This window comes from Streptomyces sp. NPDC001407, from assembly GCF_042895325.1.
In the GTDB taxonomy this organism is placed as follows: Bacteria; Actinomycetota; Actinomycetes; order Streptomycetales; family Streptomycetaceae; genus Streptomyces.
The window spans coordinates 131,410-157,714 of record NZ_JBIAWF010000016.1 but is presented as its reverse complement, the minus strand read 5'-3'; the positions used below and the strand labels follow the sequence as shown (position 1 = coordinate 157,714).

Below are 26,305 nucleotides of genomic sequence, written 5' to 3'. Positions count from 1 at the left end.
ATGACAGCTGCCGAATCCGCTGACGCCCTCACCGCAGCCGAATCCATAACCACCGGATCCGTACCCACGAAATCCACGACCGCCGGCTCCACGAACGCCGGATCCACCGACCCCGCACCGGACGCGGAGCAGGGCGTCCTCGGACGCGCCTACCGGGCGCTGACGTTCGGCATCATCTCCGTCGTCTCCCTCATCGCCTTCGAGGCGAGCGCGGTCAACACCGCGATGCCCGTCGCGGCCCGGGCCCTCGACGGCGTCGGGCTCTACGCCTTCTCCTTCTCCGCGTTCTTCACCGCGAGCCTGTTCGCGATGACCCTGTCGGGGGAGTGGTGCGACCGCGCGGGCCCGCTGGCACCCCTCTTCACGGGGATCGCCGCCTTCGGCACCGGACTCGTCGTCGCGGGCTCGGCGCAGCGGATGTGGATGTTCGTCGCGGGCCGCGGCATCCAGGGCGTCGGCGGCGGCCTGGTCCTCGTCGCGCTGTACGTCGTGGTGGGCCGCGCCTACCCCGAGCGGCTGCGGCCCTCGATCGTCGCCGCTTTCTCCGCCGCCTGGGTCGTACCCGTGATCGTCGGCCCGCTGCTGGCGGGCACCGTCACCGAACACCTCGGCTGGCGCTGGGTGTTCCTCTCCATCCCCGTGCTGATCCTGCTGCCGCTCGCCGTGATGCTGCCCGCCCTGCGGGCGCTCCCCACAGGCGAGCGCGCCCCCGCCATGGACCGCCGCCGCATCCTGCTGGCCCTCGCCGTCGCGGCGGGCGCGGGCCTCCTCCAGTACGCCGGGCAGGACCTGCGCTGGGTGGCGCTCGTCCCGGCAGCCGCCGGACTCACCCTGCTCGCCCCCGCCGTCCTGCGGCTGCTGCCGCGGGGCACCCTGCGCGCCGCCCGCGGACTGCCGTCCGTCGTCCTGCTGCGCGGCATCGCCGCGGGCGCCTTCCTCGGCACGGAGAGCTTCGTCCCGCTGATGCTGGTGACCGAACGCGGCATGTCCGCCACGATGGCCGGGCTCTCCCTCACCGGCGGCGGCCTGACCTGGGCCCTCGGCTCGTACACCCAGAGCCGCCCGCGCCTGGAACCCCACCGCGAACGCCTGATGACGCTCGGCATGCTGCTCGTCGCCACCGCCGTCGCCCTCGTGTCGACCGCGCTGATCGACGGCGTGCCCGCGTGGATCGTCGCCGCCTCGTGGATCATCGGCGGCTACGGCATGGGCCTGACGATCTCCGGCGGCAGCGTGCTGCTCCTCAAGCTCTCCCGGCCCGGCGAGGAGGGGGCCGACGCGGCCTCCCTCCAGATCTCCGACGCGCTCGGCAACATCACCCTCGTCGGCATCGGCGGCGTCCTCTTCGCGGCCCTGGGCGGCGGCGCCGGCGGCGAGGTGGCCGCGCCGCACGCCGCCTTCGTCGTGGTCTTCCTCACGATGGCGGCCGCCGCCCTCGTCGGCGCGTACGTGACGACACGGCTGCGGCCGCGGACCTGAGCGCTCCGCCGGGAGTGCGGTCCTGTCTCCGCGGGCCGACTGTGGCTGGTCGCGCGGTTCCCCGCGCCCCTGCCGGGGCGCGGTGCCGCGCTGGACTTCGGCAGGCCCGCTCAGGGGCTCTCTCCCGCCCCGCCCCGCCCGTCCTTCGCCCGGCGAGCGGATTGTGAGCTCGGTCCCACCGCCGGGTGAGGGCGGGTCGTCCCTCCCGGGTTCCGCCGCGGACGCGGGTAGGCTGACGCGGTTGCCGATTCGCCGAGCCAGCCGACGGAGACCGTGACTACCACCACAGCCGCCAATCACCACCTCTCGCCCGCCTTCCCCGGCCGGGCGCCTTGGGGTACCGCGAACAAGCTGCGCGCCTGGCAGGAGGGCGCGATGGGGAAGTACATCCAGGAACAGCCGCGCGACTTCCTCGCCGTCGCGACCCCGGGCGCCGGGAAGACCACCTTCGCGCTCACCCTCGCCTCCTGGCTGCTGCACCACCACGTGGTCCAGCAGGTGACCGTCGTCGCCCCCACCGAGCACCTCAAGAAGCAGTGGGCGGAGGCCGCCGCCCGCATAGGCATCAAGCTCGACCCCGAATACAGCGCGGGCCCCCTCGGCCGCGAGTACCACGGCGTCGCCGTGACCTACGCCGGCGTGGGCGTGCGTCCCATGCTCCACCGCAACCGCTGCGAGCAGCGCAAGACCCTCGTCATCCTCGACGAGATCCACCACGCCGGTGACTCCAAGTCCTGGGGCGAGGCGTGCATGGAGGCGTTCGAGCCCGCGACCCGGCGGCTCGCGCTGACCGGCACGCCCTTCCGCTCGGACACCAACCCCATCCCCTTCGTCACCTACGAAGAGGGCAACGACGGCATCCGCCGCTCCGCCGCCGACTACACCTACGGCTACGGCAACGCGCTGGCCGACGGCGTCGTCCGGCCGGTCATCTTCCTCTCCTACAGCGGCAACATGCGCTGGCGCACCAAGGCGGGCGACGAGCTGGAGGCGCGCCTCGGCGAGCCGATGACCAAGGACGCCGTCTCCCAGGCGTGGCGCACGGCCCTGGACCCGCGCGGCGACTGGATGCCGAACGTGCTGCGCGCCGCCGACCGCCGCCTCAGCGAGGTCCGCAAGGCCATACCGGACGCCGGCGCCCTCGTCATCGCCTCCGACCAGGAGTCGGCCCGCGCCTACGCCAAGCTCATCCGCGAGATCACCGGCGAGGGCGCCACGCTCGTGCTCTCCGACGACAGCGGTGCCTCGCAGCGCATCGACGACTTCTCGCAGTCCGACGCCCGCTGGATGGTCGCCGTCCGCATGGTGTCCGAGGGCGTGGACGTGCCGCGCCTCGCGGTTGGCGTCTACGCGACGACGATCTCCACCCCGCTCTTCTTCGCCCAGGCCGTCGGCCGCTTCGTGCGCTCCCGGCGGCGCGGCGAGACCGCCTCCGTCTTCGTGCCGACCATCCCCACGCTGCTGACCTTCGCCAACGAGATGGAGGTCGAGCGCGACCACGTCCTCGACAAGCCGAAGAAGGACGGCGAGGAGGACCCGTACGCCGAGTCCGAGAAGGAGCTGGCCGAGGCCGAGCGGCAGCAGGACGAGGACACCGGCGAGGACGACCAGCTGTCCTTCGAGGCGCTGGAGTCCGACGCGGTCTTCGACCGGGTGCTCTACGACGGCGCCGAGTTCGGCATGCAGGCGCACGCGGGCAGCGAGGAGGAGCAGGACTATCTCGGCATCCCCGGCCTGCTCGAACCCGACCAGGTGCAGATGCTGCTCCAGAAGCGGCAGGCCCGGCAGATCGCGCACAGCCGCAAGAAGCCGGACGCCGAGGTCGACCTCCTCGAACTCCCCGCCGAGCGGCGCCCCGTGGTCACCCACAAGGAACTCCTCGAACTCCGCAAGCAGCTCAACTCCCTCGTCGGCGCCTACGTCCACCAGAGCGGCAAGCCGCACGGTGTGGTCCACACCGAACTGCGGCGGGTCTGCGGCGGCCCGCCGAGCGCGGAGGCGACGGCGGGGCAGCTCAACGAGCGCATCCGTAAGGTGCGGGAGTGGGCGACGCGGATGAAGTAGGCGGTTGTTGACGCCTGCGGCGGGCTTTTGTTTCCCCTGCCCCGCCCCTTCCCGCAGCATCTGATGCGCGGCTCCGCCGCGGCCGGGGCTCCGCCCCGGACCCGTGCCCGGGTGCGGCTTGAGTGCTCCCCCAGCTACCGCTGGGAGGTGCCCCCAGCGGCGCTTTGTTCCCCTGCCCCGCCCCTTCCCGAAACTGGGGCTTCGCCCCAGACCCCGCAACACGGCTTCGCCGCGTTGTCCTCAAACTCCCCCAGCTACCGCTGGGAGGTGCCCCCAACGGGCTGGATTGCACGGACCGTGGGTTCGTAGCCTGCGGGCCGCAGGTTTGCGGGCTACGGTCCGCATATCCAGCCCGTTGGGGGCACCTCTGGGGGCACCCCCGGACGGAGTCTGGGGGAGGTAGCTGGGGGAGTTTGAGGACGCGCCCGCAGGGCGCTCTCCGCCGCAGGCGGCGAACCGGCCCGCAGCCGGGGGTCTGGGGCACGCACCCCCCACGCGGCGGAGCCGCACATCAGACGCAGCCGGGAGGGGGCGGGGCTGGGGAAAGAAAACCCCGGGACGGTGTCCGAATACTGGAATCCACCCCCCGGTATTCGTAAAGACAGCCCACACTGCCCGGATGTTGGGCAGACTCTTCCGCTGAGCGGACCGGCGGCGCTACCGTGCCGGTCACGCACACGCCCCGTGGCAGCGCCGCCGCGGAGCGCAGCCGGTGCCATGAGACAAGCGGCCGGCGGCCTCTCCTCGCGCGCTGCCGGACGGGACCGGTGGCGCATCCCACCGCGACGGCGGGCCGCCACTCATCGGAGGAGGGGCGTCGTGACCGCGGAAACCTCGCAGACGCTCGACAGAGGACTGCGTGTCCTGAAACTGCTCGCCGACACCGATCACGGTCTGACCGTCACCGAGCTCTCCACCAAGCTCGGCGTCAACCGCACGGTTGTCTATCGACTGCTCGCCACACTGGAGCAGCACGCGCTCGTGCGCCGCGACATCGGCGGCCGCGCACGGGTCGGACTGGGGGTGCTGCGGCTCGGCCGCCAGGTCCATCCGCTGGTACGGGAAGCGGCGCTGCCCGCGCTGCGGTCGCTGGCCGAGGACATCGGTGCCACGGCCCACCTGACCCTGGTCGACGGCACCGAGGCCCTGGCCGTGGCCGTCGTCGAACCGACGTGGACGGATTACCACGTGGCCTATCGCGCCGGTTTCCGCCATCCCCTGGACCGCGGGGCGGCGGGCCGCGCCATACTCGCCGCGCGCCGCGGGGAGGCGGACAACCCCGGATACGCCCTGACCCACGGTGAGCTGGAGGCCGGGGCGAGCGGGGCCGCGGCCCCGCTGCTCGGCGTCCTCGGCATCGAGGGCAGCGTCGGCGTGGTGATGCTCGCCGACTCGGTCCCGGACCGCGTGGGCCCACGCGTCATGGAAGCGGCGAAGGAGGTGGCGGACGCGCTTCGCTAGCGCGGGCGGCGGATTTCCTCGTCGCGGGTCCGCTTTCGGCCGCGGGCGCCGTCGGCCCGCGGCGGGCGTCCTCAATCTCCCCCAGACTCCGTCCAGGGGTGCCCCCAACGGGCTTGATTTCGGCTGGGGTGGGCGGGCCGCGGCTCGCTCACTTCCGGACCCCGAGGACCGGGCCCGCGGCGGAGCCCACCGCTGCGCCGCCGCCCGGCACACGGCAGGTAGATTCGGTCGCATGCTTGCTCCGACCAGCACCCGCGCGCGCCTGGCGATCTGCGCCGCACCCTTCGTCGCCCTGCTCGCCGTCGCCGCGTTCGTCCCCCTGCCCTTCTCCATCGCGCAGCCGGGGTCGACCGTGAACGTGCTCGGGACGGACGAGGGCAAGCCCGTGATCACCCTCAGCGGCGCCGACAGCCGGCGGACCACCGGGCAGCTGCGGATGACCACGATCCAGGCCACCGGGCCGCGCGTCGAGGTGAGCCTGAGCGATGTGATCAGTGGCTGGTTCCGTACGGACCGCGCGGTCATGCCGCACGACGCCGTCTACCCCGTCGGCGACTCCGACAAGGAGGTCGAGGCGCACAACACCGCCGAGATGAAGAAGTCGCAGGACTCCGCCTCCGCGGCAGCCCTGCGCTATCTCCACAAGTCCCCCGACCAGGTGCGGGTCGGACTCAGCCTCGCCGACGTCGGCGGACCCAGCGCGGGCCTGCTCTTCACCCTCGGGATCATCGACAAGCTCGACGGCGACGGCCGCGGCGGCGACCTCACCGGCGGCCGGACGATCGCGGGCACCGGCACGATCGAGCCGGACGGGACGGTGGGCGCGGTCGGTGGCGTCCCCCTGAAGACGCAGGCCGCGAAGCGGGACGGGGCGACGGTGTTTCTCGTGCCGCGGGGGGAGTGCTCGGATGCGGGGGCGAATTTGCCCGCGGGGCTTCGGTTGGTGCCGGTGGACAAGCTCGGCGACGCCGTGGCGTCGTTGAGGGATCTCGCTTCGGGGCGGGAGGACAAGGTGCCCAGCTGCTGAGGGGTGCGGTTCGCCTGCGGCGGGCTTTGTTCCCCTACCCCGCCCCTTCCCGAAACTGGGGGCAAGCCCCCAGACCCCCGAAGCACGCTTCGGGCGCGTCCTCAAACGCCGGACGGGCTGAATTGGCACCCACATCAGCCAAAATCAGCCCGTCCGGCGTTTGAGGACGCTCCCCCAGACTTCGTCCGGGGGGACCCCCAAGGGCGCTGGGGTCCGGGGTCTCCCCGGTTTCGGGAAGGGGCGGGGCAGGGGAACAAAAAGGGTCACCCCCTCCGGATGAACCCTTGCTCCACCAGCCAGTCCTTCGCCACGTCATGAGGGTCCTCGCCCTCCACGTCCACCCGGGCGTTCAACTCCCGCGCCACATCGTTCGTCAGCTTCGCCGTGATCGGGTCGAGCACCTCCCTGATCGCCGGATACTTCCGCATCGCCGCGCTGTTGATCTCCGGCGCCGCGTTGTAGTTGGGGAAGAAGCCCTTGTCGTCCTGTGTGACGAAGAGGTTCATGGCCTTGATCCGGCCGTCCGTCGTGAAGACCTCGCCGAACGTGCAGGAGCCGCCGCCGGAGACCTGGGTGTAGATGATCCCGCCGTCCATCTTCTGGATCCGGGAGGCGGGGACGCTCATGCCGTACGTCTTCGCCATGCCCGGCAGCCCGTCGTTGCGCGCCGCGAACTCGCTCTCCACGCAGAGCGACACCGCCGCCGGGTCGCGCTTCGACAGCCGGGCCACGTCGGAGAGGGTCCGCGTGCCGTAGCGCTTCTCGTTCGCCTGGTTCAGCGCCAGCGCGTACGTGTTGTTCAGGGCGGCCGGGGCGAGCCAGGTGAGGCCGTTCTTCGCGTCCGCGTCCACGACGGCCCGCCACTGCGCCCGCGGGTCGGCGATCGGGGTGTCGTGGCCGAGATAGGTGATCCAGGCGGTGCCGGTGTACTCGTACATCCCGTCCGCACCACCGGACTTGACCGCCTCGCGGGCGCCGATCGAGCCCTGGATGTTGGTGCGGTCGAGCACCTTCGCACCCGCCGCCTTGAAGGCCAGGCCCATGATCTGGCCGAGGACGATGTTCTCGCTGAAGTTCTTCGACGCCACGGTCAGATCGGCGCCCTTGAGCGGCAGGCCCTGCCCGATCGAGCCGGGCCGGACGTCGTCGACCATCGGGGAGCCGCTGGTCAGCCCGCAGCCGCCGAGGGTGAGGGGCAGCAGGAGCGCGCAGCCGAGTGCCGTCGCCGTGAGGCCCGTACGCCGTCTCGCCGTCATCACCTCAGCCACCCTCTTCCAGGCCGCGCGGCCGCAGCAGGATCTCGGCCAGGGACGCCAGCCAGTCCACGAGCAGTGCCAGGGCCACGGTCAGCACGGACCCCAGGACCAGCACCGGCATCCGCTGGTTGGTGATGCCGGACGCGATCAGGTCGCCGAGTCCGCCGCCCCCGCCGAAATAGGCGAGCGTCGCCGTGCCCACGTTGAGGACGAGCGCGGTGCGCACACCCGCGAGGATCAGCGGTACGGCCAGCGGGAGTTCGACCTTGCCCAGCACCCCGAGCGCGGACATCCCGATCCCGCGCGCGGCCTCCACCAGGGTCGGGTCGATGGCCCGCAGGCCCGCCATGGTGTTGGAGAGGACGGGCAGCACGGCGTAGATGACGATGCCGACGAGCGCGGCGCGCATCCCGATGCCCATCCAGATCACCAGCAGTGCCAGCAGGCCGATCGCGGGCGTGGCCTGGCCGATGTTGGCGACGGCCATCACGACGGGCGCGGCGCGGCGCACCCGGCGGCGGGTCAGCAGGATGCCGAGCGGGATGGCGATGATCAGGACGAAGAACGTCGAGACGACGGTGAGCACGACGTGCTGGCGCAGCCGCAGCCAGACGTTGCCGCCGGCGATCGAGTTCTGGGCGATGGAGTCGAGGGTCGTGCCCCGGAACCAGAGCCAGGTGGCGAACAGGACCGCGAAGATGATCACCGGAAGGACGGTCAGCTGCGGCCAGGTGAGGCGGCGGGCGGGGGAGGAGGACTTCTCCGGCGGCGAGCCGTGGTGGAGGCCGGGGTCGTCGAGCCCGCCGAGATCGTGCTCGCCACGATCCCGGAAAGCGACCCCACGGACCTCGTGCTCCCCTTCGGGCCGCCGGCCCTTGCCACGGGTCATGACGCCCACCTCCGGCCGTGAGGTCCGCACCACCGCTCCGCGGCGGTGTCCTCAATCGCCGGACGGGCTGGATGCGCCGCACCTGACCGCCCACATCCGGCACATCCAGCCCGTCCGGCGATTGAGGACAGGCCCGAAGGGCCTTCACCGCCGCAGGCGGAAAAAGGAGCCGGACCCGGCAACGCGCCGTCCCACTTCACGCCGTCTCCCCCGGCTCGCCCGGCGCCCCGCCCTCCTGCTCCTGGCGGGTCTGCTGCGCGCGCTGTTCCTCCAGCCGGTGCTGGTGTTCCACGGCGTCCAGGCGGTCCTCCTCCAGGAGTTCGTGCACGGAGTTCATGAGGGTCTCCATGTCCACCACCCCCTCGTACTCCCCGCGCCGCCCGGTCACCGCCACCCGCCCGGCGTTGTCGATGAGGACCGCCTCCAGCGCGTCGCGCAGGGTCGCGTCGCGGGTGACCGTGTCGTGCACCAGGGTCCCGGCCCGCGCCAGTGAGCCCTTGGCGCGCATCAGGTCGCCGCGGCGCAGCCACTTGTAGGGGCGGCTGTGCCGGTCGAGGAGCAGCACCTCGTTGGCCGTGCCGGTGCGCAGCTTGTCGAAGATGGACTGCAACGGGTCGTCGATCGTCGCGGTGGGGAAGGCGACCACGCCCACGTCCCGCACGCGCGTGAGGTTGAGCCGTTTGAGTGCCGCGCCCGCGCCGACGAAGCCGGAGACGAAGTCGTCGGCGGGGTTGGTGAGGATGGCCTCCGGGGTGTCGAACTGGGCGATGTGCGAGCGCTCGCGGAGCACCGCGATCCGGTCGCCGAGCTTGATGGCCTCGTCGAAGTCGTGGGTGACGAAGACGATCGTCTTGTGCAGTTCGTGCTGGAGCCGGATCAGCTCGTCCTGGAGGTGGTCGCGGGTGATCGGGTCGACGGCGCCGAAGGGCTCGTCCATCAGGAGGACGGGCGGGTCGGCGGCCAGCGCGCGGGCGACGCCCACGCGCTGCTGCTGGCCGCCGGAGAGCTGCCGCGGATAGCGGCCGCGGAACTCGCCGGGGTCCAGCCCGACCAGGTCGAGCATCTCCTCCACCCGGGCGCTGATGCGCGACTTCGGCCAGCCGGTCATCCTCGGCACGAGCGCGATGTTCTGCGCGACGGTCATGTGCGGGAAGAGGCCGGAGGACTGGATGGCGTAGCCGATCTTGCGGCGCAGCCGGACCGGGTCCATGTCGGTGACGTCCTCGTCGTCGATCCGGATCCGGCCGGACGTCGGCTCGATCAGCCGGTTGATCATCTTCATGGTGGTGGTCTTGCCGCAGCCGGAAGGGCCCACGAAGACCACCAGCTCACCGGCCTTGATCTCCATGTTGACGCAGTCGACGGCGGGCGCCGAGGTGCCCGGATAGCGCTTGGTGAGGTTCTCCAGCTGGATGGTGGCGCCCGAGGGCGCGCCGGCCGCGGAGGGCTCAGGCACGGATCCCCCTCGGAATGGTCAGGCGCCCGATCAGCACGTACGCGGCGTCGAAGAGCAGGGCGAGCACGACGATGCCGAGCGTCCCGGCCAGCACCTGGTTGAGCGCGTTGGCGCTGCCCAGGGAGGAGATGCCGCGGAAGATCTCGTTGCCCAGGCCGGGCCCGGAGGCGTACGCGGCGATGGCGGCGATCCCCATCAGCATCTGGGTGGCGACCCGGATGCCGGTGAGGATCGGCGGCCAGGCGAGCGGCAGCTCGATCCGGAACAGCCGGGCGAGCCGCGACATGCCGATGCCCTTCGCCGCGTCGACCAGCGAGGGATCCACCCCGCGCAGCCCCACGACGGCGTTGCGGACGATCGGCAGCAGGCCGTAGAGCACCAGGGCGGTGACCGTGGGCGCCACGCCGAGGCCGGTGACCGGGATCAGCAGGCCGATCAGGGCCAGGGAGGGGATGGTCAGCAGGGTCGCGGTCGCGGTGACCGCGAGGGCGCCGGCCCATTCGCTGCGGTAGGTGAGCACGCCGATCGTCACCCCGATCACCGTGGCCACCACCATGCACTGGAAGACGGCGCTCGCGTGCTGATACGTATCGGCCAGCAGCTGTGCGTGCCGGTTGCCGACGTACTTCCAGAAGCTCACCCGCTCACTCCTCGCCATCGCCGTGCCCGGTCGCCGGGGAGACCGGGAGAGCCGTCGCCGAAAAGCCGCGTCAGGGCCGGTACGGGTCCTCCGACGCCTGTTTCACCAGGGGGATGATCCGCAGGGGAACCGCGTTCTCCATCACGATCGCCGTGGAAGCCCGGACAATGCCATCAAAACCCACAACCCGGTCGATCACATGCTGGAGGTCGGCGTTCGAGCGTGCGACCAGGCGGCAGAGCATGTCGCCGTGCCCGGTCGTGGTGTGGAGTTCCAGCACCTCCGGAACCGTCGCCAGATGGGTCCGCACGTCCGCGCCCTGCCCCTGCTTGATCTCCAGGGTCGCGAAGGCGGTGACGGGATACCCGAGCGCCGCCGGGTCCACGTCGGGCCCGAACCCCCGGATCACCCCCTGTGCCTGCAAGCGGTCGAGCCTCGCTTGCACCGTACCGCGGGCGACTCCCAGGCGGCGAGAGGCTTCGAGCACCCCGATGCGCGGTTCCTCGGCGAGCAGCTCGATGAGCCTGCCGTCCAAACGATCGATCGCCATGGCCGCCTCCCTGTGGTCATCGTGTACAGAACGTCCGGCGTTACCGCACGTACGCTATGCAGCCTGCCCAGTGAATACGCGAACTATTGCGCACCTTGTGGATCGGCGGGAACCTGCGGCCATGACACAGACCACGGATCACACCCTTCACACCGCTCGGCAGGCCGACCCCTTCCCGGTCAAGGGCATGGACGCGGTGGTCTTCGCCGTCGGCAACGCCAAGCAGGCCGCGCACTACTACTCCACCGCCTTCGGGATGAAGCGCGTCGCCTACTCCGGACCGGAGAACGGCAGCCGTGAGACCGCGAGTTACGTCCTGGAGTCCGGCGGCGCCCGCTTCGTCTTCACCTCCGTCATCAAGGCGTCCACCGACCACGGCCGCTTCCTCGCCGAGCACGTCGCCGAGCACGGCGACGGCGTCGTGGACCTGGCCATCGAGGTGCCCGACGCGCGCGCCGCGTACGCCTACGCCGTCGAGCACGGCGCCACGGGCGTCAAGCAGCCGTACGAGCTCACCGACGAGCACGGCACGGTCGTCCTCGCCACGATCGCCACCTACGGCAAGACCGTCCACACCCTGGTCGACCGCTCCGGCTACACCGGCCCCTACCTCCCCGGCTTCGAGGCCGCCGAGCCGATCGTGGAGCCCGGCCCGCGCCGCTTCCAGGCCATCGACCACTGCGTCGGCAACGTCGAACTCGGCAAGATGGACGAGTGGGTGGCGTTCTACAACAACGTCATGGGCTTCACCAACATGAAGGAGTTCGTGGGCGACGACATCGCCACCGAATACTCCGCGCTCATGTCGAAGGTCGTCGCGGACGGCACCCGCAAGGTGAAGTTCCCGCTCAACGAGCCCGCGATCGCCAAGAAGAAGTCGCAGATCGACGAGTACCTCGAGTTCTACGGCGGCCCCGGCGTGCAGCACATCGCGCTCGCCACGAACGACATCGTCGCGACCGTACGCGCCATGCGGGCCTCCGGCGTCCAGTTCCTGGACACCCCCGACTCCTACTACGACACCCTCGGCGACTGGGCGGGCGAGACGCGCGTCCCCGTCGAGACCCTGCGCGAACTGAAGATCCTCGTCGACCGCGACGAGGACGGCTACCTCCTCCAGATCTTCACCAAGCCGGTGCAGGACCGCCCGACGGTCTTCTTCGAAATGATCGAACGCCACGGCTCGATGGGCTTCGGCAAGGGCAACTTCAAGGCACTCTTCGAGGCGATCGAGAGGGAGCAGGAGAAGCGGGGCAATCTCTGAGTTTTCCGTTTCTCCCTCAGACGCCGGGCGGGCTGGTCCGCTGCGGGTGCGCTTTCCGCTGGGTGCGGTTCGTTTGTGGGTGCGGGCCTGTGTGCGCCTGCGGCGGGCGGCCTCAATCGCCGGCCGGGCTGGGTTTGTGGTGGGTGCGCTTTCCGCTGGGTGCGGGGGCGTTGTTTCGGTGCGGGTTGTGTGCGCCTGCGGCGGGCGGCCTCAATCGCCGGCCGGGCTGTGGTTGTGGGTGCCGGGGGTGGGGCCTCCGGGCTGGGAACCTGGAACGCGGTGCGGGCGCCGTAAAGCGTTTTGGGTGCCCTGATTCACGCACCGCGTTCCAGAACCCCACCCTCCGACCCCACCCCCTCCCGCCGGAGGGCAAGTGCGGGCTGTGGGGTGCGCCGCGCTTTTCCTTCCGCCCGTCCGGGGCACTCATTCCAGCCGGGTGCGCTGGGCCTTTCCTTTCAGCCGGTTGGGGGCACCTCTGGGGGCACCCCCGGACGGAGTCTGGGGGAGGCAACGGGCGTGCAGGCCGGGGTCTGGGGCAGCGCCCCAGTTCCGGGGCGCGCCGTTCTTTTCAGCCCGTCCGGCGATTGAGGACACCGCGCGGAGCGCGGTTCGGGGGTCTGGGGGCTTGCCCCCAGTTTCGGGAAGGGGCGGGGTAGGGGAAGAAAGCGCCGCAGGCGCCCACCCGCCCGCACCCGCGGATCTGGGGCAGCGCCCCCCCCCGCGCGGCGGAGCCGCACATCAGACGCAGCCGGGAAGGGGCGGGGTAGGGGAAAAAGCCCGCCGCAGGCGCGAACCGGCCCGCAGCCGGGCGCGTGCCCCGGTTCGGGAAGGGGCGGGGCCGGGGAAAGAGAGAACGTATGGACGATCTCATCGACGCGCTCCGCGCATCGCTCCCCGAGGAAGCGGTCCTCACCGACCCCGACGTCACCACCTCCTACGCCAACGACATGGCGAGCTTCTGCGAAGCCGGCCGACCAGCCGTCGTCGTACTGCCCCGCACCGTGGAACACGTCCAGCACATCATGCGCACGGCGACAGCCCACCGCGTCCCCGTCGTCCCGCAAGGAGCCCGCACCGGACTCTCCGGCGCGGCCAACGCCAGTGACGGCTGCATCGTGCTGTCGCTCGTGAAGATGGACAGGATCCTGGAGATCGACCCGGTCGAGCGGATCGCCGTCGTCGAACCCGGCGTCGTCAACGCCGTGCTCTCCCGCGCGGTCGCCGAGCAGGGCCTCTACTACCCGCCGGACCCCTCCAGTTGGGAACAGTGCACCATCGGAGGCAACATCGGCACCGCCTCCGGCGGCCTGTGCTGCGTCAAGTACGGGGTGACCGCCGAATACGTCCTCGGCCTCGACGTCGTCCTCGCGGACGGGCGCCTGCTGACGACCGGCCGCCGCACGGCCAAGGGCGTCGCGGGCTACGACCTCACCCGTCTCTTCGTCGGCTCCGAGGGCAGCCTCGGCGTGGTCGTCCGGGCCGTCCTCGCGCTCAAGCCCGCGCCGCCCCAACAGCTCGTGCTGGCGGCCGAGTTCCCCTCCACCGCGACCGCCTGCGACGCCGTACGCGAGATCATGGCCCGCGGGCACGCGCCCTCCCTCCTGGAGCTGATGGACCGCACCTCGCTCCGCGCCGTCAACGCGCTGGCCCACATGGGGCTGCCCGAGAGCACGGAGGCGCTGCTCCTCGCCGGCTTCGACACCCCCGACCCCGCGCCCGACCTGGCCGCCGTCGCCGCGCTGTGCACCGCCGCCGGGGCGACGGAGGTCGTGCCCGCCGACACCCCGGCCGAGTCCGAACTCCTGCTCCAGGCACGGCGGCTCGCCCTCCCCGGCATGGAGGCGCTGAAGGCCGCCACGATGATCGACGACGTGTGCGTCCCCCGCGCACGGCTCGCCGCGATGCTCGACGGCACGGCCGCCATCGCCGAGAAGTACGGTCTCACCATCGGTGTCTGCGCCCACGCCGGTGACGGCAACACCCACCCCGTCGTCTGCTTCGACCCCGCCGACGAGGACGAGACGCGGCGCGCGCGGGAGTCCTTCGACGAGATCATGGCGCTCGGCCTGTCGCTCGGCGGCACGATCACCGGGGAGCACGGGGTGGGCGTCCTCAAGCGGGAGTGGCTGGCGCGGGAGCTCGGCCCGGTGGCGATGGAGGTCCAGCGCGGCATCAAGGCGGTCCTCGACCCGCTGGGGCTGCTGAACCCGGGCAAGGTGCTCTGAGCGGGCTCGGCGAAGTCCGGTACGGGGACGCGTGACCAGCCACGAACATCCGGCGGAGTGCTCGGCCGGCCCCGGAGGGCGCTCACTTCATTCCTAGGGCAGACGTCCGTTTCCGGGGGCTTCGCCCCCGGAACCCGCCGTCCTCACGCTCCCAGGATCTCCCGCAGCGCCTCGTCCAGGGCGAGGTCCTCGGAGCCGGGGGCCACCGCGCGGAGCGTCCGCTCCAGCCAGCCCGTGACCGGCCGCGCGGGCGCCTCCAGCAGCGCGTCGCCGTCCGGTGACGACAGCGCCATGCAGACGACGTTGCGCCCTTCCGCGACCGTCGGCCACACCCGTACATCGCCGTGCCCGGCCGGGCGGAAGAGGCCCTCCATCAGCAGGTCGCGGGCGAACGTCCAGCTCACGGGGCAGGTCGAGGTGACGTGGAAGGTGATGTTGACGGCGTACGGATCGGCCGTGCGATAGCTCAGCCGACAGGGCACCGGAACGGTGCGGTCCGGCGACAGCACCAGGTCGATCTCCAACTCTCGTTCCACCACGGTGTGCATGAAGTGCGCCCTCTCTGCTCTGCGTTCCCTCGGTGCGTGGCCCTTCGCGAACGGGCCCGCACCGGATAGAGCGCGTCGACCCCCACACCATTACGCGACTTCGCCCCGTCGATCCCCGGACTTCCCGTGCCCACCGGTCGCACGTGTGAGTGGTCCCGCCCGCGGGACGGCCGCAGAGGAGAGAGCCGTCTGGTAGACCTGTCTGGAGCGTCCCGGGTTGCCTTTTGTGCATTGAGGTCACGAGGTACCGGAGCAACGCACAGGACGTGACGCGCGTGCGGCAGACTGAGGGACCGCCAGCCGCCCGCCCACGACACGACACCCAGTACGGCCGAGCAGATACGGGACATCGGACACCATGAGCGCTCCTACCTCAGGATCCGCCGACAGCAGCCCTGTGGAAGGCTTCTATCCGGACCCGTCCATTCCTGGCTACATCCGGTACTGGAGCGGCGCCGCCTGGGTGCCCGGCACGAGCCGGCCCGCGCCCGCCGAGGGCGAGCCGCTGCCCGCGCCGCCCGCCGGCTTCGCCACCACGCCCGCCCCCGCCCTCGCCGCGCCCGTGCCGCCCACCCCGCGGCGCACGGAGGCCCCGCCCGCGAGCGGGCCGCTGCCGGAGGAGACCGGGCCGATGTTCCTCGACGAGGAGCCCGCCCTGCGGGAGGCCCGTGCGGAAGCGGTGGATCCGCGTACCGGCGACGGCGGCCGCGGCGCCCGCGCCCCCTGGGAGGCCGCCGGTGGCCCGGTGATCCCCGCCGCCCGTGACCCCCGCCTGCCCGCGAGCCGGGAGACCGGCGCGCAGGAGCGGCCGGCCGCGCCGGGCGAGGCCCCGCCCGCGGCGGGAGCGGGTGCCCGGCCCGGCGGGACGATCCAGCTGCGCGCGTCCGCGAGCCCGCAGCCCGTCTCCTCGCCCGCGCCGCAGCCCTGGCCCGGCCCCGGCCCGGCGGCCGCCCAGGAGGCGCCGCCGCGCGCCCAGGAGGCCCTCAAGGACACGCGTCCAGCCCAGGAGGCGCCCGTGCTGCCCGCCGCCCCCGAGCGGCAGGCGCTGCCCGCGGCCGAGCGCCCCGCGGCCGGAGGCTGGGCGCAGCAGGTGCACCAGCTGGCCCGGCAGCAGCCCGCCGCCGGCCCGCGGCCCCAGGAGCGCGCGGAGCCGCGTGGCGGCGAGGCCCCCGCACCCTGGAAGCCGCCCAAGGACGACCCGTTCCTGCGGGCCGCGCAGGAGCGGCAGGGCAGGCCGGCTCCGCTCGGCCGCCGCCTCCTGGCGCGCGTCGTCGACTCGGCCGTGCTGGGCGCCGCCGTGGGCGCCGTGGCCGTGCCGCTGTGGAAGAAGTCCGCCGATCACATCGACGCCAAGGTGCAGCAGGCCAAGCAGTCCGGCCAGACCGTGACGGTCTGGCTGCTCGACGGCACCACCGGCCCGTATCTGGGCATCGTGCTGGGCGTCCTGCTGCTGGCCGGGCTGGTCTACGAGGCGTTGCCGACCGCCAAGTGGGGCCGCACGCTGGGCAAGAAGCTGTGCGGGGTGCGCGTGCTCGGCATCGAGTCGCACGACACGCCCTCCTTTGGGCAGGCTCTGCGCCGCTGGCTGGTCTACGGCGTGCTCGGCGTCCTGGCGGTCGGTGTGCTCAATGCCCTGTGGTGCCTGTTCGACCGCCCGTGGCGGCAGTGCTGGCACGACAAGGCCGCCCGTACGTTCGTGGCCTCCAACGGCCGCTGAGCGTCCGGCGCGCCACCGCACTCGAACGGCATACGGCCGGATGCGGCCGCCGCGAGGCTGGGTTCTACTCGGGGCATGAGTACCCCCGAAGAGCCGCCAGAGGACGACCCGTTCCTGAGGAAGCCCCAGGGACCGCCCCCCTCGCCGCCCTCCGGCGGCCCGGGCCCCGGCCAGGGCGCGACCCCGGGCGGCGGCCCGTACGGCGGCGGTCCCTACGGCGGTGGCCCGGCAGCCGGCGCCCCGGGCGGCGGCGCCTCGGGTGAAGGGCCGCCCTCCGGCGGCCCGTACGGCGGTGGCTCAGGTGGGATGCCGCCTCCCCCCGGAGGCCCGTACCCCGGCGGTCCCTACGGCGGTGACCCGTACGGCGGTGCCGGTGCTCCCGGCGGCGGGCCCGGCAATCCCTACGGCGATCAGTACGGCGCCACCGACCCGCTCGCGGGCATGCCGCCGCTGGCCAAGCGCTGGCGGCGGCTCGTCGCCCGGATCATCGACGGCCTGCTCGTGTCCGTCCCGGTCACCGCCGTCTTCTCGGCGGCCACCTGGGGCTGGGACTGGGACCTGTCGAACAACAACGGCAAGTCCACCAGCCTCGGCATCATCATCGCCGTCGTCTACTTCGTCTACGAGGGACTGATGCTGACCAAGCGCGGTCAGACGGTCGGCAAGATGGTCATGCAGATCCGGGTGGCGATGCTGGAGAACGGCGCGGTCCCTGAAGGCACACCGGGCTGGACGCGCGCCGCCGTCTACTCGCTGCCCGAAGTCGTGCCCTGCTGCGGCTTCGTCTTCTGGCTGGTCAATGTGCTGTGGTGCACTTGGGATATGCCGTATCACCAATGCATTCACGACAAAGCGGCCAAGACCGTGGTCGTCTCAACCGCGCACTGAGGTCTCCCTCATCCGGGCCTCGGCCGACAGCGGCGCGCGCTGTCCCGGCACCCGCTCCGCCCCGGCCGCGCGGGCCCGGCGGACCCTGGCGCGCAGGGACGCCCGGGGCATCGGCACGGTCACGGCGACCAGCAGTCCGAGGGTGAGGGCGACAAGGGCAATGACCGCGATCCCGGGCCCTGTTCGCGTCTGCGACAGCAGCAGCATGGCGAGGGTCGAGATGACGACGGTGGCCGAACCATAGGCTATCTGTGCGGGGGTCGGACGCGGCATGGCGGGATCCGTCCTCGGGGCAATGTGTGGGGTGCGGAGCCGACTGGTGCGTACACCAAAACGACTCTACGGACCTGTCTGCCCGAGCGGAACTGCTGGTAAGCGTGACCTAATCCACGGTCTTGGAGCACGGGGGGCGCACACGGACACGCGCCTGTCCAAAGGGTGAGACAGGCAGGCCGGTTGATGTCCGAAATCCGCAAGTTAAGGATTCCATAACGTACTTGGCTCGTCAGGGTTCAGTCAAGATCTGTCTTTTTTGGTCTCCCTCCGGTCAAATACCTCCACGGTTGTTACTGGGGAGGACAGACACAAGTGAAGATCAGCCAACGGAGGGTCGTCAGATCCGCCGCCGTGGCCACGGTCGTCGCGCTGGGCGCGGCGACCCTTTCGGCACAGGTGGCGAACGCGGCCGGAGCGGCAGGGTCCGACCAGCCCGCCGCCGTCGAGCGCCATGACCCGGCGCAGGCCAAGCAGGGCGTCGAGCACGACCTCAAGGGCCCCTTCAGCAAGAAGAACGAAGCACAGCGCAAGGCCGCCCTCGACAAGGTGCTGGCCGGGGACGCGAAGACCGAGCAGCGCGGCGGCTCGCAGGTCGTCCAGCTGGGCAAGGGCAAATACGTCGAGCTGGCCCGGCAGAAGACCGACAAGATCTTCACGATCCTGGTGGACTTCGGCGACAAGGTCGACGACACCACGATGTACGACCCGGACGGGCCGGACGGCCCCAAGCCGCCCGTGAAGAAGTACGGCGGCACGCCGGGCCCGGCGCACAACCGGATAGCCCAGCCGGACCGTGCCAAGGACAACAGCACGGCCTGGCAGAAGGACTACAACCGCGAGCACTACCAGGACCTTTACTTCTCGCACGACAAGAAGAAGGAGTCCCTCGCCAAGTACTACGAGAAGCAGTCCTCTGGCCGCTACTCCGTCGACGGCCAGGTGACGGACTGGGTGCGGGTGCCCTGGAACGAGGCCCGCTACGGCTCCAACTACTGCGGCTCCACCAACTGCCCCAGCGCCTGGGACCTGGTGCGCGACGCCGTCAACAAGTGGGTCGAGGACCAGAAGGCCGCGGGCCGCAGCGACGCCGACATCAAGGCGACGCTCGCGCAGTACGACCAGTGGGACCGCAACGACTACAACCACAACGGCAACTTCAACGAGCCCGACGGCTACATCGACCACTTCCAGATCGTGCACGCCGGTGAGGACGAGTCCGCCGGCGGCGGCGCGCAGAAGACCGACGCCATCTGGGCCCACCGCTGGTACGCCTACGGCTCCGACGCGGGCAAGACCGGCCCGGCGGACAACAAGGCCGGCGGCACCCAGATCGGTGACACCGGCATCTGGGTCGGCGACTACACCATGCAGCCGGAGAACGGCGGCCTCGGCGTCTTCGCCCACGAGTACGGCCACGACCTGGGCCTCCCCGACGAGTACGACACCACGGGCAAGGGCGAATCGTCCGTCGACTACTGGTCGTTGATGTCGTCCGGCTCCTGGCTCGGCACGGGCAAGGACTCCATCGGTGACCTGCCCGGCGACATGAGCGCCTGGGACAAGCTCCAGCTCGGCTGGCTCAACTACGACAAGGCGAAGGCGGCGACGAAGTCGACGCACAAGCTGGGCGTGGCGGAGTACAACACCAAGGACAAGCAGGCGCTCGTCGTCGACCTGCCCGACAAGGCGGTCAAGACCGACGTGGTCAAGCCCGCCGAGGGCGCCAAGCAGTGGTGGGGCGGCCAGGGCGACGACCTGAAGAACACCCTCACCCGCACGGTCGACCTCACCGGCAAGTCCAAGGCCCGGCTGGACCTTTCGGGCTGGTGGGACATCGAGGCCAACTACGACTACCTCTACGCCGAGGTCTCCACCGACGGCGGCGCCAACTGGACCCCGCTCGACGGCACCGCCGACGGCAAGGCCATCACCCGCGACGGCGGCGACCGGCCCGCGCTGACCGGCACCTCCGGCGCGTACAAGAAGCTGGCGTACCCGCTCGACGCCTATGCCGGCAAGAAGATCGACCTGCGCTTCCGCTACCAGACGGACGGCGGCACCTCCGGCAAGGGCTTCACCGCCGACGCCATCAGCGTCACCGCCGACGGCGCGGCCCTCTTCACCGACGGCGCCGAGGACGGCGACAACGGCTGGACCTCCAACGGCTTCTCACGCATCGGCGAGTCCTTCACCAAGGACTACCCGCAGTACTACATCGCCGAGAACCGCCAGTACGTCTCCTACGACCAGACCCTGAAGGTCGGCCCGTACAACTTCGGCTGGAAGAGCACGCGGCCCGGCTGGGTCGAGCACTTCCCGTACCAGAAGGGCCTGTTGATCTGGAAGTGGGACACCTCGCAGCCCGACAACAACGTCGGCCTGCACCCGGGCACCGGCCGCATCCTGCCGGTCGACGCCCACGCCAAGGCGGAGAAGTGGGCGGACGGCTCGCTGATGCGCAACCGCTTCCAGGCGTACGACTCGACGTTCAGCTGGTTCCCGACGCAGGGCTACACCGTGCACAACGACGGCGTCGCCACCCGCGTCAAGGGCAAGCTCGGCACGCCGGTCTTCGACGACCACAAGGGCTCGTACTACGACGAGAGCAACCCGACGGGCGGTGTGCGGGTTACTGACACCAACACCAAGATCCGCATCCTCACGGAGGCCCTGAACGGCTCCACGATGACGATCCAGGTGGGTCCGTCCACCCGGTAAACCGCATGTAATCGGTGTTTGCGCAGGTCAGACGCGTATCGGCCGTCGCCCTCTAGCGGGCGGCGGCCGATCGCGTTTAGATGACTGTCGTGACGCTCTTATTGACACAGGTGGGGGAGAGGTGGCGCGGATGGCAGGTGGCGGGTTCATGAAGCTGCCGGGCGGCAGCGTGGTCGTCGCCCTGTCGCTGCCGACGCCTCCGGGCGGCGGCGCACCGCCCGGAGGACGCGTCCGGGTCCTGGTCCACGCGGCGAACCGCGCGCGGGCGCTGACCCGCCTGCGCAACCTCGGCCTCCGGGCCGTCTACCTCAGGGGCAACAGCGAGCCCCCCACGCCGGACGAGATAACCGCGGTCCTGCACCACCCGGACGGCCTGGTCTGGCGAGCGGACCCGGGCGACGACACGGAGTCCTGGCACCCGATAGCAACCCTCTTCCCCCGCCGCTCGGCGGCTTAGCCGCGGCTGCCTTCGTTCCCGCACCACCGCTGCGCGGCGTTGTCCTCAATCGCCGGACGGGCTGGTTGTGGCTGATGCGGCAGCGATCCCGCACCGGCTGAAAGCAACGGTCCGCACCATCCAGCCCGTCCGGCGTTTGAGGACACGCCCGCAGGGCGTCACCGCCGCAGGCGCAACGGACCCGCACCAATACAGCCCGTCCGGCGTTTGAGGACGCTCCCCCAGACTTCGTCCGGGGGGGGACCCCCAAGTGCGCTCCCGCCGCAGGCGGCAAGCAAACCCGCACCCAACCGACGGCCCCAGCCAGATCACCCGCCAGAAACCACCGGCTTGCCGGAAAGCTCCACGCCCGCCGCGCGGAGCTCGTCCAGGGCCTTCTCCGTCGTGTGGGGGGAGACGCCCGCCGTCAGGTCCAGGAGGACGTGTGTCGCGAAGCCCTCCGCGCGGGCGTCCAGGGCGGTGGCGCGCACGCAGTGGTCCGTGGCGATGCCGACGACGTCGACCTCCGTCACGCCCCGCTCGCGCAGCCAGTCGGCGAGCGACGTGCCGTTCTCGTCGGTGCCCTCGAAGCCGCTGTACGCCGCCGCGTAGGCACCCTTGTCGAAGACGGCCTCTATGGCGCCGGAGGCGATGACGGGGGCGACGTTCGGGTGGAAGCCGCTGCCCTCCGTGCCGGCCACGCAGTGCACCGGCCAGGAGTGCTCGAAGTCCGGATGGTCGGAGAAGTGATCGCCGGGATCTATGTGGTGGTCACGCGTGGCGACGATGTGCCGATAGCCCGGGGCGGCCTCACCGACGAGATCGGTGATGGCGGCGGCCACGTCGGCGCCGCCGGCCACCGCGAGGCTGCCGCCCTCGCAGAAGTCGTTCTGCACGTCGACGATGATCAGTGCACGCTGCATAGTGCGGATCCTTTGTGAAGGGCCCTCGGCCGACAGTGCGGATCAAGTCGCTGTGACCGAGGGTAGTGACTCCCGTGGCGTATTGGGAGGGGGTCTCGGCGCACCCGGGCCGCGCACCGGTGCCGGTGCGCCCAGGTCAGCCCCGGCCCCCGCCGGTCAGACGTACTCGGTGGGCAGCACCGGCTCGCCGCGGGAGAGCTGGGTGGCCGACATCGGCAGCCCGGCCCGGGCCGCCTCGTGCCGGTCGCGGACGGCGTCCAGGGGCTCCCGGGCGACGGTCTCGCCGCCGCGTACGAGCTCCACGAGCAGCTGCCGGTCCGCGAGCTCCGGCGGCACCTCGCCGGTGCCCACGACCTCGGCCTCGGCCACGCCGTCCGCGTCGAGGCGGCGGGCGGCCCACTTGCGGCCGCCGATGGAGGACTTGCCGCCCATCGACTTCTTCGCCACCGGCCGCAGCTCGGCGTCCGGGTCGCCGGAGTCCGCGCGGGCCACCAGCTTGTAGACCATCGAGCAGGTGGGGTGCCCGCTGCCGGTGACCAGCTGGGTGCCCACGCCGTACGCGTCCACGGGCGCGGCGGCCAGCGAGGCGATGGCGTACTCGTCAAGGTCGCTGGTGACGACGATCTTCGTCTCGGTGGCCCCCAGGTCGTCCAGCTGCTGCCGCACCCGGTGGGCGAGCAGCAGCAGGTCGCCGGAGTCGATCCGCACGGCGCCCAGCTCGGGGCCCGCGATCTCCACGGCCATCCGGACGGCCTCGGTGACGTCGAAGGTGTCCACCAGGAGGGTGGTGCCCCCGCCGAGCGAGTCGACCTGTGCGGTGAAGGCGTCCCGCTCGCTGTCGTGCAGCAGCGTGAAGGCGTGCGCACTGGTGCCGACCGTCGGAATGTTGTATCGGAAGCCTGCCGCCAGGTCGGAGGTGCTGGCGAAGCCGCCGACGTAGGCGGCGCGGGAGGCGGCGACGGCCGCGAGCTCGTGCGTGCGCCGCGCGCCCATCTCGATCAGCGGCCGGCCGCCCGCGGCGGCCGACATCCGGGAGGCCGCCGCGGCGACCGCGGAGTCGTGGTTGAGGATGGAGAGGATCACCGTCTCCAGCAGCACCGCCTCGGCGAAGCTGCCCTCGACCCGCATGATCGGCGAGCCGGGGAAGTAGACCTCGCCCTCGGGGTAGCCCCAGATGTCGCCGCGGAAGCGGAAGCCGGCCAGCCAGGCGAGCGTGGGCTCGTCGACGATGTGCTGGTCGGCCAGGAACTTCAGGACGTCCGGGTCGAAGCGGAAGTTCTCCACGGCGTCCAGGACCCGGCCGGTGCCCGCCACGACGCCGTAGCGGCGCCCCTCGGGCAGCCTGCGGGTGAAGACCTCGAACACCGAGCGCCGGTCCGCGGTGCCGGACCGCAGGGCGGCCTGGAGCATCGTGAGTTCGTAACGGTCGGTGAAGAGGGACGTCGACGGCACAGCCACCGGCAGTCCCAGGTCCGCAGCGTTCACTTCGCCCTACCTCGCATTTCCGGTCCTGTCCTTCGCGTCGATGCTACCGCGAATACTCGTCAGACTGACGATTTCTTGGGGGGCTGTTTGCCGGGACCCGTTTGTGCGCCGGCCCGGCGTGAGTGGCAGCATGGGAGGCGTGAGCGTTGCCCCTGTTGAGATCGAACGTCCCGAGTCGGACGAGGCGCCGTACGCGGTGGCGGAGCCCGACGTTCCCTGGGTCACGTTGGTTCACAACGACCCTGTCAACCTTATGAGTTATGTGACGTATGTCTTCCAGACCTACTTCGGATATCCCAAGGACAAGGCCCATAAGCTGATGCTCGACGTCCACCAGAAGGGCCGAGCCACCGTTTCCAGCGGCAGCCGCGAGGAGATGGAGCGTGACGTGCAGGCGATGCACGGATACGGCCTGTGGGCGACCCTTTCGCAGGACCGCTGATGGCCGGGCACTTCGAGCCGCTCGCCGGCGGCGGGGCCGCCGTCGCGCTCGACGAGGTCGAGATCTCCATCCTGCGCAGCCTGGCCGTGCAGCTGCTGGAGCTGATCGGGCCGGGGGACGGGCACGGCCCGGACGACGCGGACCCGCTCGCCCGCCTCTTCGTGGAGGGCCCCAGCGAGCCGCCCGCCGACCCCGCCCTCGCCCGCCTCTTCCCGGACGCATACGGTGAGCCCGGGTCCGCGCAGGACCCGCAGGAGCGCGCGCACGCGGCCGAATTCCGTCGCTACACGGAGAACGACCTGCGCGCCCGCAAGCGTGAGGACGCCCTCGGCATCGTCCGCTCGCTGGACGCGCTGACCGCCGGCGGCGACCGGGGCGCGGTGCTGCGGCTGTCGCCGGAGGACTGCCGCCAGTGGCTGGGCGCGCTCAACGACCTGCGCCTCGCCATCGGCACCCGGCTGGAGATCGGCGACGAGGACGACAGCGACGAACTCTTCCGGCTGCCGGACGAGGACCCGCGCAAGCCCATGGTGATGGCGTACCTCTGGCTGGGGGGCCTCCAGGAGACCCTCGTCGAGGCGCTGATGTCCTGACCGGGGCCGTACGGACCCCGTGATTCCGTCCGGAATGCGAACACCCTTCACCGGGTGTTCGCTCAGCGGACGCTCAATTCCGGATAACGATCGAGTTACCGTAGTGGCCGCCAATGGGCGGCCTTTTTACATTTGTCCTACTTTAAAGGTGGCCCAGGCCACACGCGGGTAGACGATCTCATTGCGCCACGTGATAAATCTTCACGACCTGCCTCCGTGACGCCACCCATGTCGCGGCGGGAGCGCTTCGCCGGCCGACCGTCGGCATGCAGGACTCCATCCGGGGGGATCTGGACCCGGTCCGAATTTGTCGGACCGGTATGGAGAAAGGCGCACCACCATGACCTCTGAGCAGGTCGCGGACCGCTCCGCCAACGCGGAGGCCGCACGGCAGGACGGAAGCGGACAGGACGCTTCCGAGGGTTACCAGCGGGGGCTGGGCAACCGGCAGATTCAAATGATCGCCATCGGCGGTGCCATCGGCACCGGCCTCTTCCTCGGCGCGGGCACGGCCATCCACAAGGCCGGACCCAGCCTGATCCTGGCCTACGCGATAGCCGGCCTCGTCATCTTCTTCATCATGCGCGCGCTCGGCGAGCTGCTCATGTACCGCCCGGTCTCGGGCTCCTTCTCCGACTACGCCCGTGAATTCCTCGGCCCCTTCTGGGGCTACGTGACCGGCTGGACCTACTGGCTCTTCTGGGTCGTCACCGGCATCACCGAGGTCACCGCCGCGGCGACCTATGTGAACTTCTGGTCCAAGGGCAGCATCCCGCAATGGGCCTCGGCGCTCGGCTTCACGGTCGTCCTCTACTTCGCCAACCTGATCTCCGTGAAGCTCTTCGGCGAGCTGGAGTTCTGGTTCTCCATGGTCAAGGTCACCGCCATCATCGGCATGATCCTGATCGGCATCGGCGTGATCACCCTCGGCTTCTCCGACGCCGGTGACACCGCCACCTTCAGCAACCTCTGGTCGCACCACGGCTTCTTCCCCAACGGCATCAAGAGCACCCTGATGACGTTGCAGATCGTGATGTTCGCCTTCCTCGCCGTCGAGCTCGTCGGCGTCACCGCGGGCGAGGCCAAGGACCCCAAGAAGACGCTCCCCAAGGCGATCAACACCGTCCCGTGGCGGATCGCGGTCTTCTACATCGGCGCGCTCGTCATCATCCTGGCCGTCGTCCCGTGGACCGAGTTCATGCCCGGCGTCAGCCCCTTCGTCGCCGCCTTCGAGAAGATCGGCCTCCCCGCGGGCGCCGGCATCGTCAACTTCGTCGTCCTCACCGCGGCCCTCTCCTCCTGCAACTCCGGGATGTACTCCACCGGCCGCATGCTGCGCGACCTCGCGCTCAACGGCCAGGGCCCGAAGTTCTTCGCCCAGCTGACCAGGAACGGCCTGCCGCTGCGCGGCACGACCGCCTCCGCCGCCCTGATGCTGGTCGGCGTCTGGATCAACTACCAGTGGCCGGGCCAGGCGTTCACCTACGTCGTCTCCTTCGCCACCATCTCCGGCATGTGGGCCTGGATCATGATCCTCGCGGCCCAGCTCCGCTACCGCTGGAAGGCCAACCGCGGCGAACTCCCGCAGTCCGCGTTCAAGGCCCCGGGCGCGCCCTGGACCAGCCTCTTCGCACTCGCCTTCATCCTCATGGTGATCGTGCTGATGGGCATCGACAAGGACTCCCGCGTCTCGCTCTACTGCGCTCCCGTCTGGGCCGCGCTCATGGTCGTCTCCTACTACGCGCTCAAGCGCCGCAACCCGGAGGCGTTCACCCGCAAGTCCCCCGAGCACTACGCGCAACTGGCCGCGGCCACCCGCGCCGAGGCGGAGCGCTGACGCTGGTTCTGCCGGATGTTCCGCCTGCCGCCTGCGGCGGGACGCTTTGCCCCCACGGGCTTGATTTGGCTGATGCATCAGCCAAATCAAGCCCGTCCGGCGTTTGAGGACACCGCCGCGCAGCGGTGGTG

The 26,305-nt window shown here is 71.0% G+C and carries 22 protein-coding genes; 13 read left to right on the top strand and 9 right to left on the bottom strand.

From position 1 onward, the window contains the following. The 4 genes from ACFY1P_RS22585 to ACFY1P_RS22570 all read left to right on the top strand — a co-directional run bounded on the left by ACFY1P_RS22585 (position 1) and on the right by ACFY1P_RS22570 (position 6,031). Positions 1-1,479: an MFS transporter gene (locus ACFY1P_RS22585; protein ID WP_390751695.1), complete on the top strand. Its 1,479-nt coding sequence runs from the start codon at positions 1-3 to the stop codon at positions 1,477-1,479. A 273-nt stretch (positions 1,480-1,752) separates the two neighbouring features. Then, the gene (locus tag ACFY1P_RS22580) at positions 1,753-3,543 is read left to right on the top strand and encodes a DEAD/DEAH box helicase (protein ID WP_390751694.1); all 1,791 of its coding nucleotides are present in this window, start codon (positions 1,753-1,755) and stop codon (positions 3,541-3,543) included. An 819-nt stretch (positions 3,544-4,362) separates the two neighbouring features. After that, positions 4,363-5,004, top strand: a complete 642-nt coding sequence (locus ACFY1P_RS22575) for a helix-turn-helix domain-containing protein (protein ID WP_361535753.1) — start codon at positions 4,363-4,365, stop codon at positions 5,002-5,004. A gap of 232 nt (positions 5,005-5,236) precedes the next feature. Then, positions 5,237-6,031, top strand: coding sequence for a S16 family serine protease (locus ACFY1P_RS22570; RefSeq protein ID WP_361535756.1), 795 nt, complete (start codon positions 5,237-5,239; stop codon positions 6,029-6,031). Positions 6,032-6,294: 263 nt separating this feature from the next. Here ACFY1P_RS22570 and ACFY1P_RS22565 read toward each other — a convergent pair whose 3' ends face one another. The 5 genes from ACFY1P_RS22565 to ACFY1P_RS22545 all read right to left on the bottom strand — a co-directional run bounded on the left by ACFY1P_RS22565 (position 6,295) and on the right by ACFY1P_RS22545 (position 10,822). Further along, the gene (locus tag ACFY1P_RS22565) at positions 6,295-7,287 is read right to left on the bottom strand and encodes a glycine betaine ABC transporter substrate-binding protein (RefSeq protein ID WP_361535774.1); all 993 of its coding nucleotides are present in this window, start codon (positions 7,285-7,287) and stop codon (positions 6,295-6,297) included. A gap of 4 nt (positions 7,288-7,291) precedes the next feature. Further along, the gene (locus ACFY1P_RS22560) at positions 7,292-8,176 is read right to left on the bottom strand and encodes an ABC transporter permease (protein ID WP_361535771.1); all 885 of its coding nucleotides are present in this window, start codon (positions 8,174-8,176) and stop codon (positions 7,292-7,294) included. A 196-nt stretch (positions 8,177-8,372) separates the two neighbouring features. Continuing rightward, positions 8,373-9,632: an ABC transporter ATP-binding protein gene (locus ACFY1P_RS22555; RefSeq protein ID WP_390751693.1), complete on the bottom strand. Its 1,260-nt coding sequence runs from the start codon at positions 9,630-9,632 to the stop codon at positions 8,373-8,375. Further along, positions 9,625-10,272: an ABC transporter permease gene (locus ACFY1P_RS22550; protein WP_361535189.1), complete on the bottom strand. Its 648-nt coding sequence runs from the start codon at positions 10,270-10,272 to the stop codon at positions 9,625-9,627. Before ACFY1P_RS22550 ends, ACFY1P_RS22555 begins: the two co-directional genes overlap by 8 nt. A 70-nt stretch (positions 10,273-10,342) precedes the next feature. Beyond that, a complete protein-coding gene (locus tag ACFY1P_RS22545; protein ID WP_390751692.1) occupies positions 10,343-10,822 on the bottom strand; it encodes an Lrp/AsnC family transcriptional regulator in 480 nt (159 codons plus the stop codon). Between the two features lie 121 nt (positions 10,823-10,943). On the opposite strand from ACFY1P_RS22545, the gene hppD reads away from it, so the two are divergent. Then, positions 10,944-12,086 carry a 4-hydroxyphenylpyruvate dioxygenase gene (gene hppD / locus ACFY1P_RS22540; protein WP_390751691.1) on the top strand — a complete coding sequence of 381 codons (1,143 nt, stop codon included), beginning with the start codon at positions 10,944-10,946 and terminating at the stop codon, positions 12,084-12,086. Between the two features lie 857 nt (positions 12,087-12,943). Then, entirely contained in the window at positions 12,944-14,311 is a 1,368-nt protein-coding gene (locus tag ACFY1P_RS22535; protein WP_361523664.1) for an FAD-linked oxidase C-terminal domain-containing protein, read from the top strand. 143 nt (positions 14,312-14,454) lie between these two features. Here ACFY1P_RS22535 and ACFY1P_RS22530 read toward each other — a convergent pair whose 3' ends face one another. Beyond that, positions 14,455-14,859 (bottom strand): SsgA family sporulation/cell division regulator, encoded by a 405-nt coding sequence (locus ACFY1P_RS22530; RefSeq protein WP_361523667.1) that lies wholly within the window; start codon positions 14,857-14,859, stop codon positions 14,455-14,457. 358 nt (positions 14,860-15,217) lie between these two features. Between ACFY1P_RS22530 and ACFY1P_RS22525 the strand changes: the two genes are divergently transcribed. Both ACFY1P_RS22525 and ACFY1P_RS22520 read left to right on the top strand, forming a co-directional pair. Next, positions 15,218-16,576, top strand: a complete 1,359-nt coding sequence (locus tag ACFY1P_RS22525) for an RDD family protein (RefSeq protein ID WP_361523670.1) — start codon at positions 15,218-15,220, stop codon at positions 16,574-16,576. 75 nt (positions 16,577-16,651) lie between these two features. Continuing rightward, on the top strand, positions 16,652-17,464 hold the full coding sequence (locus ACFY1P_RS22520) for an RDD family protein (protein WP_390751690.1): 813 nt from the start codon (positions 16,652-16,654) through the stop codon (positions 17,462-17,464). Here ACFY1P_RS22520 and ACFY1P_RS22515 read toward each other — a convergent pair. Then, positions 17,450-17,737: a hypothetical protein gene (locus ACFY1P_RS22515; RefSeq protein WP_361523675.1), complete on the bottom strand. Its 288-nt coding sequence runs from the start codon at positions 17,735-17,737 to the stop codon at positions 17,450-17,452. The genes ACFY1P_RS22520 and ACFY1P_RS22515 overlap by 15 nt on opposite strands. A 315-nt stretch (positions 17,738-18,052) precedes the next feature. Between ACFY1P_RS22515 and ACFY1P_RS22510 the strand changes: the two genes are divergently transcribed. Then, entirely contained in the window at positions 18,053-20,458 is a 2,406-nt protein-coding gene (locus tag ACFY1P_RS22510) for an immune inhibitor A domain-containing protein (protein ID WP_390751689.1), read from the top strand. 130 nt (positions 20,459-20,588) lie between these two features. Further along, complete coding sequence (locus tag ACFY1P_RS22505) at positions 20,589-20,915, top strand: hypothetical protein (protein ID WP_361523681.1); 327 nt, start codon at positions 20,589-20,591, stop codon at positions 20,913-20,915. Positions 20,916-21,223: 308 nt separating this feature from the next. Here ACFY1P_RS22505 and ACFY1P_RS22500 read toward each other — a convergent pair whose 3' ends face one another. Both ACFY1P_RS22500 and ACFY1P_RS22495 read right to left on the bottom strand, forming a co-directional pair. Then, positions 21,224-21,817, bottom strand: coding sequence for an isochorismatase family protein (locus ACFY1P_RS22500; RefSeq protein ID WP_361523684.1), 594 nt, complete (start codon positions 21,815-21,817; stop codon positions 21,224-21,226). 156 nt (positions 21,818-21,973) lie between these two features. Beyond that, positions 21,974-23,302 (bottom strand): nicotinate phosphoribosyltransferase, encoded by a 1,329-nt coding sequence (locus ACFY1P_RS22495; RefSeq protein WP_361523687.1) that lies wholly within the window; start codon positions 23,300-23,302, stop codon positions 21,974-21,976. A gap of 130 nt (positions 23,303-23,432) precedes the next feature. Between ACFY1P_RS22495 and clpS the strand changes: the two genes are divergently transcribed. The 3 genes from clpS (at position 23,433) to ACFY1P_RS22480 (ending at position 26,174) form a co-directional block, all read left to right on the top strand. Next, positions 23,433-23,744: an ATP-dependent Clp protease adapter ClpS gene (gene clpS / locus ACFY1P_RS22490; RefSeq protein WP_361523784.1), complete on the top strand. Its 312-nt coding sequence runs from the start codon at positions 23,433-23,435 to the stop codon at positions 23,742-23,744. Continuing rightward, positions 23,744-24,337 carry a DUF2017 domain-containing protein gene (locus ACFY1P_RS22485; protein ID WP_390751713.1) on the top strand — a complete coding sequence of 198 codons (594 nt, stop codon included), beginning with the start codon at positions 23,744-23,746 and terminating at the stop codon, positions 24,335-24,337. The genes clpS and ACFY1P_RS22485 overlap by 1 nt, the downstream gene beginning before the upstream one ends. A 340-nt stretch (positions 24,338-24,677) precedes the next feature. Further along, complete coding sequence (locus ACFY1P_RS22480; protein WP_390751688.1) at positions 24,678-26,174, top strand: amino acid permease; 1,497 nt, start codon at positions 24,678-24,680, stop codon at positions 26,172-26,174. Positions 26,175-26,305: the final 131 nt, after the last annotated feature.